Genomic DNA, 12,572 nt, shown 5'->3' on the forward strand with positions numbered 1-12,572 from the left:
CAGTGGTACCCACGGCGCACGACCGAAGCGGGGTCGTGGCCTTGACCGGCTCGATTCTCGTGCTCCGCGCGCTCGGCCTCGGCGACCTGCTGACGATCGTGCCCGCCCTGCGTGGGCTGCGGACCGCGTACCCCGACGATCGCGTGGTGCTCGCCGCGCCCGAGCCCCTGCGCCCCTTGGTCGACCTGATCGACGCGGTCGACGAGTTGCTGCCGACTCCGGGCTTGGGCGCCCTGCGGTGGAGCGGCGCATCACCGAGAATGGCGGTGAACCTGCACGGCAGTGGGCCACAGAGCATTCGGGACCTGACGGCGGTGCGCCCCGCCACGATGCTGACTCATCGGCACCCGGATTTTCCTGAGCTCCCCGGACCCCGGTGGTCCGCGGAATTGCACGAGGTGCAGCGGTGGTGCCGACTGCTTGCGTACGCGCGTATCGATACCGATCCGCGTGCGCTGGCGCTGCCCAAGCCGGATATCGCCGCCGCGGAGTCGAACGTGATCGTGATCCATCCCGGAGCGGCGTCGAACGCGCGACGGTGGCCCGCTGAACATTTCGCGACGGTGGCCCGGAAGCTCAGCGCCGATGGTCATCGAGTGGTGGTCACCGGTTCGGCGGTTGAATTCTCGTTGGCGACCGCGGTCGCACGCGATGCGGGACTACCGCCCTCCGCGGTATACGCCGGCCGTACCGACTTGGCCGAACTCGCCGCGATCGTCGCCGACGCGGCTCTGGTGGTATGCGGCGACACCGGTGTCGGTCATCTCGCCACCGCCTTCGGCACACCGTCGGTCCTGCTGTTCGGACCGACCCCACCGCGTGTGTGGGGTCCACCCCCCGACGCGCGCAGCCACATCACGCTCTGGGCCGGTGTAGTCGGCGATCCACATGCCGACCGGCCGAATCCCGGACTGCTCTCCATCACACCGCAACAAGTGCTTTCGACCGCGGCGACACTGATCGGACAGGAGGCGCGCCATGGGTAACCGCGTGGGTGTGGTCGGTGCGGGCTATGTCGGTCTCACCAGTGCCGCATGCCTGGCGCATCTGGGCCATCATGTGACCTGTCTGGACAACGACGAATCCAAGGTCGAAGCATTACGGGCGGGCACCGTCACGATAGTTGAGCCGGGCCTACCGGAACTGGTCCGCGAAGGACTGGCCGAAGACCGCTTGACCTTCACTTCCGACCCGCAGTCACTGGCCGAGTCCGAAGTGGTCATGCTGTGCCTGCCCACACCCATGGGGACCGACGGCACAGCGGATCTCAGTATCCTCGAGGACGCGCTGGTGACGCTGAGTCCGATCCTGCCCCCGGGTTGCGTGCTCGTCACCAAGTCCACCGTCCCCGTCGGCACCGCCACGCGCATCCCCGCGCTGACCGGTCACCGGCATCCGGTCGTCAGCAATCCGGAATTCCTGCGCGAGGGTTACGCCGTGCACGATTTCCTGCACCCCGACCGCGTCGTCGTCGGTGCGGACGAGCCGGATCACGAGGCAGCCGAGCACGTCGCCGGACTCTACGAGGGAACGGATGCGCCGGTCCTGCGATGCGACACGGCCAGCGCCGAGCTCGCCAAGTACGCCAGCAACGCGTTTCTCGCCGTCAAACTCTCCTTCGTCAACACCGTGGCCGAACTGTGCGAACACGTCGACGCCGACATCTCGAAGGTCACCGACGCGATGGGCAAGGACGCGCGTATCGGGCCGTCGTTCCTCGCACCCGGACCCGGTTGGGGCGGTTCGTGTCTGCCCAAGGACACCCGTGCACTCTTGGCGGTAGCACAGGCGTCCGGTGTGGACTTCGCCATCGTCCGCGACGCTGTGCGTGCCAACGACCACCAGCGCGCGATGGTCTTGCGCAAGGTCCGTCGCGCGGTCACCGGCACGGTCGACGGCTCCCTCGCGGGGACGCGGATCGGGGTATTCGGGCTCGCGTTCAAAGCCGGGACGGGCGACCTACGCGACTCCCCCGCCGTCGCCATCGCTCGTCAGCTCGCCCACCACGATGCCCTCGTGACGGCGTACGACCCCTGTGTGCCGCAATCCGGCACACACGACCTCGCGGCGGGCCCCGATGCGATCCAGGTCGTCGACGACCCCTACCTCGCCGCGAAGGACGCCAACGCGATCCTCATCCTCACCGAGTGGCCCGAGTTCCGAACGCTCGACTGGAAGAAGATCGCCGACGCCGTCGAACACCCCGTCATCGTGGACACCCGCAACCTGCTCGATGAACAACTACTGGACGGCACAGGTTTCACGGTGGCGGGCATCGGGTCATCCGCCCCTGCCGGATTCACGGATCGGTCGAAGTAGCCGGGGTAGGTGCGGCGCCCTTGCGTCTTTCGTCCTGAGCGCGATGGAAGAACGGCTGGGTCCGCCGACCACGTCCAGGCCAAAATCCGGTTCACCCCTCGCATGTCACACTTGCCTGCCTTACGTCGTCAACCAGGCAGCAACCTGAGACCACAGCAACACAAGCGAGGACATGGCAATGGGTATCGAGGAATTGCGTAACGCGGTCCGTGGACGTGTGCTGCTGCCCGGTGACGCGGGATTCGACCAGGCGGTTCAGCCGTGGAATCTGGCGGTGGCGCAGCCGGTTTCGGGCGTCGTCGCTGTCGCCCACGCCCACGACACCGCCGACTTGGTGAAGTTCGCGCGCAGCGCGAACCGGCAATTAGTCACGCAGACAACCGGGCACGGCGCGACCGGCGGAATCGAAGATGCGATCCTCATCCGCACGGGCGCCCTGGACCGTCTAGAGATCGACGCCGAGCGCCGGACGGCCAGAGTCGGTACCGGCGTGCAATGGGGTGCCGTCCAAGCCGCCGCCGCCACGCACGGACTGACCGGGCTGGCCGGTAGCAATCCCGTCGTCGGCGTCACCGGCTACACCCTCGGCGGCGGATTCGGCTGGCTGGCACGCAAATACGGCTGGGCCGCCGACGCGGTGCGCGCCTTCGAGATCGTCGACGCCGACGGCCGATGCGCTCGGATCACCGCCGATTCCGACCCGCAGCTGTTCTGGGCACTGCGCGGCGGCGGCGGTGACTTCGCGATCGTCACCGAGATCGAGTTCGACCTGTTCCCGCTGTCGCGCCTCTACGGCGGCCGCGTGATGTGGCCTGCCGACCGCACCCGCGCGGTATTCGACCTCTTCACCGAGCTCACCACGGACGCACCCCCCGAACTGTCGGTCTGGTTGCAGCGCTACCAGATCCCCGGCGCCGCACCGACCGTCGCCATCGACTTCGCCTACCTCGGCGAGCCGGACGAAGGCCGCGCGCTGACCGCCCGGCTCGACAGCATCGAGGGAATCCTCGCCGACACCCGAGGCGCGTTGACCCCGGCTCAGATCGGCCGGATCACCGCCGAACCCACCGATCCCAGCCCGTCGCTGTCGCGCGGTGAACTGCTCACCGACCTCGACGACGCGGTGATCAAAACCCTCATCGAGGCTCCGGTGGCACCGCTGCTCAACATCCAGCTCCGCGGCCTCGGCGGCGCCCTCGCCGAACCCCGGCCCGAAGGTGGCGCCCGCGGGCCCGTCACCGAGCCGTACGCGCTCTACATGCTTGGCCTCGGCCTTCCGCACCTGCTCGACGACATCCAGACCCGATTCGCCGAAATCCTCGATGCCCTCGGCCCCCACATCACCGGCTCCAAGCCCTACACCTTCCTCGCCCCCGGCGAGACGGCTTCAGCCGCCTTCGACCCGGAAACCCTTGCGCGCTTACGACAGATCAAAATCACCCGCGATCCGCACAACACCATCCGAGCCAACTTCCCACTTCACCACTGAAATCCGAGGCTCGGAGAATCCGCAGGCGTCGTGGGTTCTCCGAGGTCGTCGTGATCGACAGCCGCGAGGTCCGAATACGCCACGATCGATGCGGGCTTGCCGCAGTGGACTGCCGAAAGTGGTTGTCACCGTTCGGTTGAGCCAAGCTACGATTCACGTCATGAGTCGGTGTTGGAGCCGGTGTCGCTGGCCTTGCGGAGTCGCGCCCAGTGGCGGAGTCGTTCGGTGATCACTGCCTCGTACCCGCCGGCGGTCGGCTCGTAGAAGGTCTGCCGTGGCATGCCGTCGGGGAAGTAGTTCGCCCCGGAGAAGCCGGTCTCGGTGTCGGGATCGTACTGGTAGTTCGCGCCGTAACCCAGGTCCTTCATGAGCCGGGTAGGGGCGTTGAGAATGTGCGCCGGTGGCATCAGGGAGCCGGTGCGTTTCGCCGCCGCGCGGGCTTTGCCGAAGCCGCGGTACACCCCGATCGACTTCGGCGCGGTCGCCAGATAGAGAACCGCCTGCGCGATCGCGAGTTCGCCTTCGGGCGAGCCGAGCCGTTCGTACACATCCCACGCGGCGAGAGCCTGCTGCACCGCGGCGGGATCGGCGAGGCCGATGTCCTCGGTGGCGAATCGGGTGATGCGGCGGGCGATGAACAACAGGTCCTCGCCACCGTCGAGCATCCGCGCCAACCAGTACAGCGCCGCATCGGGGTCGGAGCCGCGCATCGATTTGTGGAGCGCGGAGATGAGGTTGTAGTGCCCTTCCTGCGACTTGTCGTACAGCGGTGCCCGTTTCTGCACCGCGGCGGCGAGGGCGAGCGGGTCGACGGGGGCGGGCAACGCCTGCACCTGCTCGATCATGTTCAGCAAGTACCGGCCGTCCCCGTCCGCCATCGCGACCAGCGCCTGCCGGGCGTCCTCGTCGAGTGGCAGCGGGCCGAGAAGGGTTTCGGCCCGACCGATGAGCGCGCGCAGGGCGGTGGCGTCGAGGCGTCTCAGGACGAATACCTGACAGCGCGACAGCAATGCGCCGTTGAGTTCGAAGCTGGGGTTCTCCGTGGTCGCGCCGACGAGGACGATCGTGCCGTCCTCGACATAGGGCAGAAACGAGTCCTGTTGCGCACGGTTGAAGCGGTGGATCTCGTCGACGAACAGCAGCGTGCCCTGTCCGACCTCTTTCCGTCGCTGTGCCGCGTGGAACACCTTCCGCAGGTCCGCGACACCGGAGAACGTCGCCGACAACGGTTCGAAGGTGAGGTCGGTCCGTTCGGCGAGGAGCCGGGCGATGGTGGTCTTCCCGCAGCCGGGCGGGCCCCACAGGACCATCGACGCCAACCGGTGCGCGGCGACCATCCGGCCGATCGGGGCGTCCTCGGCCAGCAGATGGTCCTGACCGACGACATCGGTCAGGGTCCGAGGCCGCAACCGCTCCGCCAAGGGGCGGGAAGCGTCGTCGGCCTCGAACAGCGACGGCGGCTGTTCGCTCACGATTTCTTCCCTGGGTCCACATCGAGGTGCGGGGTGAACGGCCGCCCGTGGCCGACGTGGGCGAGCGCCCCCGCGGTCTCGCGGGTGACCTGCTGAAGCTGCTCCCCCGAGAGGGTCATCGCTCTGCCTTTCCGAAGCTACCGGTCGTCATCGACATCTCGCGTTGTCGCACAATAGCCGTGTCACGCCGAAACCGCGTCCCGGCCCGGGGGTGCCTTGTGAAGAACGGGATTTCGTGAGCTCCGCTGTCTTTCTGGTACTGATCGTGTTGATTCCGGCGGTGATGCTCGCTGTGCCGTGGTGGGCGCTGATCGCTGCCCCCACCGAACGCAGTGGTCTGCTGTACCGGGTCGGCACTGCGGCTTTCGTCGCCGGGTACATCTGCCTGCCGGCCGCGCTGATCCTCGGGCACGGGCCGCCGCAGATCGACTCGGCAGCGATCGTCGGGGACGTCCTGCTCGGGGTGGTGTGGGTGCTGTTCAGCTGGTCGGTGATCGGGCTGGTGGTCCGTGGTGGGCTGCGGATGATCGGTGCACGGGGAGTTCGTGCGAGTCGAGTAGTCGCGCTCGCCGTGGTGGTGGTGTCGGTGGTGCTGACCGGGTACGGCGTCTACGAGGCGCGGCGGGTGCCGCAGGTGCGCACCGTCGACGTCGCGATACCGCGGCTGGCGCCGGGCCTCGACGGATTGCGGGTGGTGGTCCTCACCGACACCCACTTCGCCGCGCTGGACCGGGAGGGCTGGTCGCGACGGGTGGTCGAGGAAGTCAACGCGCAGCGACCCGACATCGTGGGACTGGCGGGTGACCTCGTCGACGGCTCGGTGGACGAACGGCGCCATCAGGTTGCTCCGCTCGCCGGGGTGCGGGCGCCGCTGGGGCGGTTCTACATCACCGGCAATCACGAGTACCTCGGCGACGCCCAGTCGTGGCTCGACTACATGACCTCCATCGGGTGGCAGCCGCTGCACAACGCGCACCGGACCGTCGAACGCGACGGGGACAGGTTGACCGTTGCCGGGATCGACGATCCTACGGGCGACGATGTGCCAGGCCACGGCCCTGATCTCGCGGCCGCGCTCGCGGGCACCGACCGGGGGTTGCCGGTGGTTCTGTTCGCACATCAGCCCAGCCAGGTCGCCGACAGTTCGGCGGCTGGGGTGGAACTGCAGATCTCCGGACACACCCACGGCGGTCAGATCTGGCCTTTCCACTACCTGGTCCGACTCGACCAGCCGGTCGTCTCCGGATTGAGCAGCCACGCGAACGGCACCCAGCTCTACACCAGCCGTGGTACCGGGTACTGGGGGCCGCCGATGCGAGTGTTCGCGCCCAGCGAGATCACCGTGCTGGTCCTGCATCCCCAGAAGTGAAGGTGCGACAGCTCCCGAGCCCCCGCTGATCTCGCGGCAGCCGATGCTCACCGAGGACGATTACACAGGCTTCAGACGCTGCGGCGAGCAGAGGCTTGTTCCGCCCTTTCAGTAGCGGCGCAGTGGAGGCGCACCGGGAACACCGTCGTCGGGGTAGACAGGTTCGCCGAGCGCGGCAGCGATCGTCTCCCGACGGCCGTCGTAGCGATGCGCGACACCGAGGCGCGTCAGCAGGGTATGCACCCGGTCCGCGTCCCACTGCACCTTCTGGTCGTCCAATCGGTGCAGGTAATACCGGAACACGTCGAAGTCTTCGACGATGATGTCGGTCTTCTCCGGATGGGCGTCGACCTCCAGCGCCGGGACATCCTGGCCGGGGAGCAGCATCACCACGACCAGGCCCCAGACGAAGCATGGCCGCCGGGTCGCGCTGGTGGCCCAGTTCTTCACCGCAAGAGAGTTCGCGCGGACTTGTTTGACGGGGTCGTGGTCGTAGCCGTTGCCGTAGATGTCGGCGACCTCACCGTCGTCCATCACCCACGGCCCGTTCGGCGGAATGATCAACGTCCCGTGCTGCACGCTGCGGAATCCCTTGATCTCGACGGCGATACACCGCTGACGGGTGAAGATCAGCGCGTCGAGCCGACGGCTGTGACCACGGTACGGAACGTTGACGTCGAGCAACACCACACCGGGCTGGGCCGGACTCCACTCGATCCAGTCGGCGAAACGCTCCTCGGCGGATGACAACTCCGAATCCGGGTCGACCAACAGCAACACAACGACCTCCCCGATAGACCGGCCTCGCGGGTTCATCAGGCCGGTCTCGCGCACCGATCTCTACCTCCGTGCCAGTGTCGCACGCCGCACCGATGCCCCGAAGTCGTTCGCACACAGAGGTTTACAGCCGCGGACACCGACCTGGGATCATCGCGATGAACAGTGGCGCCGAAGCGATGACCTGGCGCGCCGGATATTGCTTGCACCAGATATCCGAAGGACCAAACCGCGGAGGGGGGCAGCGCGAACTTCCGCTAGGGCCGTTTCGGGTAGCCGATCCGCCCCTGGCACACCCTGTGATGTCCTCATCCGGAGGACGCGACCGGCACGAGAGGTTCTCGACAGTGCGACAACATCGTCCCACCCGCACAGCAACCCTGCGATCGACCCTTGTCGGCCTCCTGATCGCCGCCACACTCGGCGGCTCGGTCACCTCCGCGACCGCGGCACCCGAGTCGGCCAGGGTGTTGTCCGCCGACGCGGTCGACGACCGGCAACTCAACGTGACGGTGTACTCCCCCGCCATGAACAGACCGATTCCGCTGCAGGTCATCCGTGCTGCCGACACCTCGAATCCGCGGCCGACGATGTACCTCCTGAACGGCTCACAAGGCGGCCCCGGTGGAAGCGGCTGGGACGCGCAAACCGATGCCGTCAGCTTCCTGCGTGACAAGGACGTCAACGTCGTCACCCCGGTCGGCGGCGCCAGCTCCTACTACACCGACTGGGTGCGCGACGATGCGGCGCTGGGGCGCAACAAGTGGCAGACCTTCCTCAACGAGGAGCTGCCGCCGGTGATCGAGGACTTCCTGCGCGCCGACGGCAACCGAACCCTGGTCGGGGTTTCGATGAGCGGAACCTCGGTGCTGAATCTGGCGATCGCCAAACCAGGGTTCTGGCGCAGCGTGGCCTCCTACAGCGGCTGCGCTCAGACCTCGGACCCCATCGGGCAGGAATTCGTGCGGATCACGGTGGAGAACTGGGGCGGCGGGCAGAGCGTCGAGAACATGTGGGGCCCACGCACCGGGCCGTTGTGGCGCGCCAACGACCCGCTGGTCAACGCGGAAGGGCTGCGCGGCACCGCGATCTACCTGAGCACCGGGACCGGAATCCCCGCCGCACCTCACGACACGCCGACCGATCCGCGCGTGCGGGACGGCAGAATTCCGCTGCCGATCCAGATCGCCTTCGGCGGTCCAATCGAGGCCGCGGTGCACTTCTGCACGATGAACCTCGCAGATCGATTGCGCGAGTTGGATATCCCGGTGACTCTGGACGAGCGGCCGGTAGGTACGCATTCGTGGGGCTACTGGGAAGACGATCTGCGCAATTCCTGGCCGTTCCTGGCGCAATCTATCGGCAGCCGGACACCCTGAGCCCGAACCAACCGTATCGCGGGAATCCGGAGTGGCGCGCGCCGAACCTCCGTTCCCCGACGCGGCCCTGGCCGACGGCAGACCGGGCATGCATCGCCGTACACACGCGGAGTCGGTTCCGTAATCGGGAGGATCAATGAACAACGAACTAGGCCAAGTAGTCGTCGCGACCACCGTGGTGAACGGCGAACGGGAGGTGTGCATAGAGGTAAGCGATCCGCGACAGGACAACTCTGCGCACGACTGGCTGTGCACATATCGGATCGACGGCAGCCGTGACCACACGGTCCGCGGACCGGACAGGTTGGCCGCCGTCTACGTGGCGCTGCTGGAGGCCGAAAAAGCCGCGGCCCGAGCCGTGCCGGGGGTAGGTCGGCTACGGCACGCCGCACGCGCGGTAGTGGCCGACGCCCGCGAGTTCGGCGCCCCGCTGGGAGCCCGCGCAGTCCACACTTCCGCGGGCCCGGTCGTGATCACCATCGGGCGGCCGCGCCAGGATCCGAACCGTCCACACACCTACCTGTGCCCCTTCCGAATCGATGACCGCACCGAAGCCTTCGGGCAAGGATTCAATGAGATCCAGGCGGTGATGTCAGCGATCCGCAGCGTCGGCGCGATCGTGGGGATACCGGGCAACTGGCTCGCGCCGACGGAAAACACTGTGCCAGAGGGGTTTCTGCTATCACGATCAACTCGATGAGCCACTCGTGTGTCGTTGGTCCTGTACGCCGGGCTCCTCTTCATGTCCCCAGGCCTCTGATTGGGTGAGCCAGAACAGGTAGCCGAGAGCGGGTAGCACAGTCACGGCCGCGATCGCGACCACTACGAGCAGCGCGACGAGTGTGGAACGTGCTCCCGCGGCGTCGGCGATCAGCATCTGGTCGACCAGTATCCACGGCGTCTGGGCCACCGCCCACCCGATGACGATCGCGGCCACGGCGATCAGCGCGGACACTCTCGCCCACCCGAACCTGCGGCGGAACACCAGAGCCAGCGTGAGTACCCCGGCTGCCGCGGAGAGCACGATCAAGGGCAGCGCCCGCCCGAGTAGTTCGCTACCGAGGGTCGGGGCGTCTCGCCGGATGGGTGCGATCGCGGCTATCGCGATCGCGCCGGTCACGACACCGACCGCGAGGGTGCGTGGGCGCAGGTATTCCGCGAGCCGGACATCGCCGGAGCGCGCGGCGTCCGCGGTGAGAAACACCCCCGCCAGAAACGCCGAGGTACCGACGGCCAGCGTGCCACCGAGCAAGGAGGTCGGGTTCAACCAGGAACTCACCCGATCGCCGTAACCTTGCGCGGGCACACGGCCCGAGGCGATCGCACCGACGACGGTGCCGAAGAAGAACGGGGCGATCAGCGACGCCCCGGCGAAGAGTGCGCCGAACAGGCGTGCCTGGGTCATCGTCGCGGAGTACTTGCGGAACGCGAAGTTCGCCCCGCGCAGGACGATTCCCAGCAGGGCCAGGCTCATCGGAATGAACAGCGTCGTCATGATGGCCGCGAACGCGGTGGGATAGGCGGTCCACAGGAAGACCAGGATGTAGATGAGCCACACGTGGTTCGCTTCCCAGACAGGCCCGATGCTGTGGTCGATCAGCACCCGCAGGCGGCCGCCACGGGCCGGCCCACCCGCGGTCAGGTCCCAGAAACCGGAGCCGAAGTCCGCGCCGGCGAACAGCGCGTACAGCACCACCCCGGTGAACATCGCGGTCGCGACGACATCGGACAGGTCCATCGGTCACCGCCCTCCGCGGTCGTGTTCCCGTTGCGCCTGGTCGACGGGCGAGGCGCCGGGACCGTAGGGAGCCGCGATCGATTCGGCGCCTGCGCGCCAGCGCCGTGTCATCGAACGCAACACGACGACGGCCCCGACCGTCATACCGAGGTAGACCAGCAGCACACCGGCGTAGCTCCACCACAGCCCGGTACTCGTGCTCGCGGCGTCTTCCGTGCGTAGGACCTGCCACACGGTCCATGGTTGCCTGCCGACTTCCGTGGCGATCCAGCCGCATTCGAGCGCGAGCACCGCCAGCGGCCCCGCGACGACGGCGAAGCGCAGGAACCACCGGTTGCCCAGCAGGTCGTGGCGGCGCCACCGCATCAGCCAGAACACCACCACCCCGAGCGCCAGCAGGGTGCCGATGCCGACCATGGTCTGGAATGCCAGGTGGGTGATGTTGACCGGCGGCCGGTCGTGCACCGGGACCGAGTCCAGACCGGGCACCGGCGCGGTCAAGGAATTGCGGGCGATGATCGAACCCAGACGTGGGATGTCGAGCGCCCAGCGGACCTCACCATCCACCAGCACTCCGCCCAGACGCAAGGGAGCCGGGCTTTCGGTGGTGGTGGCCAGTTCGAACGCGGCCAATTTCGCCGGCTGACTGTCGTGCACCCGCATTCCGAGAATGTGCCCGATGACCGGTTGCATCAGTGCGGCGACGGTCGCGAAGACGAAGGGAACCGTGAAGCCCAGCCGGTGGTGGGCATCGTGGCGTCCCCGCAGCACTCCGGCCGCGTAGACGCCCGAGACGACGAAGCCGACCACCATGAACGCCCCGACCCACATGTGCGCGAATTGCAGCACAGCCCCGTCGTTGAACATCGCCCGCCACGGATCGACGTCGGTGACCTCGCCGTCGACGATCCGGAATCCCGTGGGGTTGTTCATCCAGGCGTTGACGCTGACCACGCAGAAGGTGCCGACCACGCCCGCCACCCCCATCGGGATGAGCATCGCGAGATGCCTGCGCGGCGGCATCCGCCCCCAGCCGTACAGATAGATCCCGAGAAATATCGCTTCGATGAAGAACGACAGGCCCTCCAGCGCGAACGGCAGACCGAGCACATCGCCGTAGCGGCCCATGAGCCCCGGCCACAACAGCCCCATTTCGAAACTGAGCACCGTCCCCGAAACTGCGCCGATCGCGAACAGGATCGCCGAGACCGTCGCCCACCGTTTGGCCAGCCCGAGCGCGACGGAATCCTCCCGGACCAGGCCGCGCCGATGCACGACATAGATCATGGCGGGAAAGGCGACACCGAAACAGGCCAGCACAATGTGCCAGCCCAACGAGAACGCCATCTGCTGCCGAGCGGGCAACAAGCCCGGCGGGCCCTCCCCACTCGCCGCCAGGAGCGAGACCACTGTGCTCGACACCATCACAGCCCCTTTCGCCCCCGGTGACAGGTCAGTTCGTCACCCGGGCCCACACGATCGAACTCGGCCACTGCGCGACATGTTGCGAGATGCCCGCACCGGAGCACCCAAAACCACCGATACCCCCACTTCTCCGTAGTCCCCGACCTGAACCGGCTCAGGCACCGGACCGGACGACCTCTTCACCCATGAGGTGTTCGCGACCCCACGCCTCCAAGGGGAGCAGTGCGTTGTTGAGGAGCTCGCCGAGTGGCGTCAGGGAGTACTCGACGCGGGGTGGCACCTCGTTGTACACCGTGCGATGGACGATCCCGTCGGCCTCCAATTCGCGCAGTTGCGTGGTGAGGACCTTCTCGGTGACGCCGTTCACCTCACGGCGCAACTCACCGAAGCGGTAGGGGCGTTCGCTCAGCGGCCAGAGGATCATCATCTTCCACTTGCCGTTGAGTACCGACATGGTGGCGTCGATTCCGCAACGGTACGCGCCCGGCCTGCGTGTGATCGGCACGATGGTTCCTTTCCTCTACCTGTTCGCTATCCCGGAAGTGCGTACCCACTTCGGTGTGCGTACTTGTTCGGCCCGGATGCCACGCCAACACTAAACCGC

At 67.3% G+C, this 12,572-nt stretch carries 12 protein-coding genes; 6 read left to right on the forward strand and 6 right to left on the reverse strand.

Going from position 1 to position 12,572, the window contains the following annotated elements; genetic code table 11:
* The first annotated feature begins 35 nt into the window (after nucleotides 1-35).
* From NI2_RS10905 to NI2_RS10915, 3 genes are all read left to right on the forward strand, one after another.
* On the forward strand, nucleotides 36-986 hold the full coding sequence (locus tag NI2_RS10905; protein ID WP_067489022.1) for a glycosyltransferase family 9 protein: 951 nt from the start codon (nucleotides 36-38) through the stop codon (nucleotides 984-986).
* A complete protein-coding gene (locus NI2_RS10910; protein ID WP_067489024.1) occupies nucleotides 979-2,319 on the forward strand; it encodes a UDP-glucose dehydrogenase family protein in 1,341 nt (446 codons plus the stop codon). The genes NI2_RS10905 and NI2_RS10910 overlap by 8 nt, the downstream gene beginning before the upstream one ends.
* Before the next feature lie 178 nt (nucleotides 2,320-2,497).
* Nucleotides 2,498-3,808, forward strand: a complete 1,311-nt coding sequence (locus NI2_RS10915; RefSeq protein WP_067489026.1) for an FAD-binding oxidoreductase — start codon at nucleotides 2,498-2,500, stop codon at nucleotides 3,806-3,808.
* 158 nt (nucleotides 3,809-3,966) lie between these two features.
* On the opposite strand, the gene NI2_RS10920 is transcribed toward NI2_RS10915, so the two are convergent.
* Nucleotides 3,967-5,280, reverse strand: coding sequence for a replication-associated recombination protein A (locus NI2_RS10920; protein WP_208115365.1), 1,314 nt, complete (start codon nucleotides 5,278-5,280; stop codon nucleotides 3,967-3,969).
* Entirely contained in the window at nucleotides 5,277-5,399 is a 123-nt protein-coding gene (locus NI2_RS35090; RefSeq protein WP_255284011.1) for a hypothetical protein, read from the reverse strand. Before NI2_RS35090 ends, NI2_RS10920 begins: the two co-directional genes overlap by 4 nt.
* Before the next feature lie 116 nt (nucleotides 5,400-5,515).
* On the opposite strand from NI2_RS35090, the gene NI2_RS10925 reads away from it, so the two are divergent.
* Entirely contained in the window at nucleotides 5,516-6,649 is a 1,134-nt protein-coding gene (locus NI2_RS10925) for a metallophosphoesterase (protein ID WP_243749969.1), read from the forward strand.
* Between the two features lie 108 nt (nucleotides 6,650-6,757).
* Here the strand turns inward: NI2_RS10925 and NI2_RS10930 are convergent, their stop codons facing one another.
* On the reverse strand, nucleotides 6,758-7,429 hold the full coding sequence (locus tag NI2_RS10930; protein ID WP_166655791.1) for a nuclease-related domain-containing protein: 672 nt from the start codon (nucleotides 7,427-7,429) through the stop codon (nucleotides 6,758-6,760).
* Between the two features lie 344 nt (nucleotides 7,430-7,773).
* Here NI2_RS10930 and NI2_RS10935 point away from each other — a divergent pair, with 344 nt between their 5' ends.
* Both NI2_RS10935 and NI2_RS10940 read left to right on the forward strand, forming a co-directional pair.
* Nucleotides 7,774-8,805 (forward strand): alpha/beta hydrolase, encoded by a 1,032-nt coding sequence (locus NI2_RS10935; protein ID WP_243749971.1) that lies wholly within the window; start codon nucleotides 7,774-7,776, stop codon nucleotides 8,803-8,805.
* Nucleotides 8,806-8,941: 136 nt separating this feature from the next.
* A complete protein-coding gene (locus NI2_RS10940; RefSeq protein WP_067489032.1) occupies nucleotides 8,942-9,505 on the forward strand; it encodes a DUF6968 family protein in 564 nt (187 codons plus the stop codon).
* On the opposite strand, the gene NI2_RS10945 is transcribed toward NI2_RS10940, so the two are convergent.
* From NI2_RS10945 to NI2_RS10955, 3 genes are all read right to left on the reverse strand, one after another.
* Nucleotides 9,494-10,543, reverse strand: coding sequence for a cytochrome d ubiquinol oxidase subunit II (locus NI2_RS10945; protein WP_067489034.1), 1,050 nt, complete (start codon nucleotides 10,541-10,543; stop codon nucleotides 9,494-9,496). The two genes, NI2_RS10940 and NI2_RS10945, sit on opposite strands and share 12 nt — an antisense overlap.
* A gap of 3 nt (nucleotides 10,544-10,546) precedes the next feature.
* Nucleotides 10,547-11,968 (reverse strand): cytochrome ubiquinol oxidase subunit I, encoded by a 1,422-nt coding sequence (locus NI2_RS10950; RefSeq protein ID WP_067489036.1) that lies wholly within the window; start codon nucleotides 11,966-11,968, stop codon nucleotides 10,547-10,549.
* Nucleotides 11,969-12,122: 154 nt separating this feature from the next.
* The gene (locus NI2_RS10955; protein WP_067489038.1) at nucleotides 12,123-12,422 is read right to left on the reverse strand and encodes a winged helix-turn-helix transcriptional regulator; all 300 of its coding nucleotides are present in this window, start codon (nucleotides 12,420-12,422) and stop codon (nucleotides 12,123-12,125) included.
* Nucleotides 12,423-12,572 lie beyond the last annotated feature (150 nt).

It is taken from the genome of Nocardia ignorata NBRC 108230 (assembly GCF_001612905.1).
In the GTDB taxonomy this organism is placed as follows: Bacteria; Actinomycetota; Actinomycetes; order Mycobacteriales; family Mycobacteriaceae; genus Nocardia; species Nocardia ignorata.

Bases quoted from the DNA above. Each gene is read 5' to 3' on its own strand.
- NI2_RS10910 (WP_067489024.1), top strand. From the start codon at position 979: ATGGGTAACCGCGTGGGTGTGGTCGGTGCGGGCTATGTCGGTCTCACC.
- NI2_RS10915 (WP_067489026.1), top strand. From the start codon at position 2,498: ATGGGTATCGAGGAATTGCGTAACGCGGTCCGTGGACGTGTGCTGCTG.
- NI2_RS35090 (WP_255284011.1), bottom strand. From the start codon at position 5,399: ATGACCCTCTCGGGGGAGCAGCTTCAGCAGGTCACCCGCGAGACCGCG.
- NI2_RS10940 (WP_067489032.1), top strand. From the start codon at position 8,942: ATGAACAACGAACTAGGCCAAGTAGTCGTCGCGACCACCGTGGTGAAC.
- NI2_RS10945 (WP_067489034.1), bottom strand. From the start codon at position 10,543: ATGGACCTGTCCGATGTCGTCGCGACCGCGATGTTCACCGGGGTGGTG.
- NI2_RS10950 (WP_067489036.1), bottom strand. From the start codon at position 11,968: ATGGTGTCGAGCACAGTGGTCTCGCTCCTGGCGGCGAGTGGGGAGGGC.
- NI2_RS10955 (WP_067489038.1), bottom strand. From the start codon at position 12,422: ATGTCGGTACTCAACGGCAAGTGGAAGATGATGATCCTCTGGCCGCTG.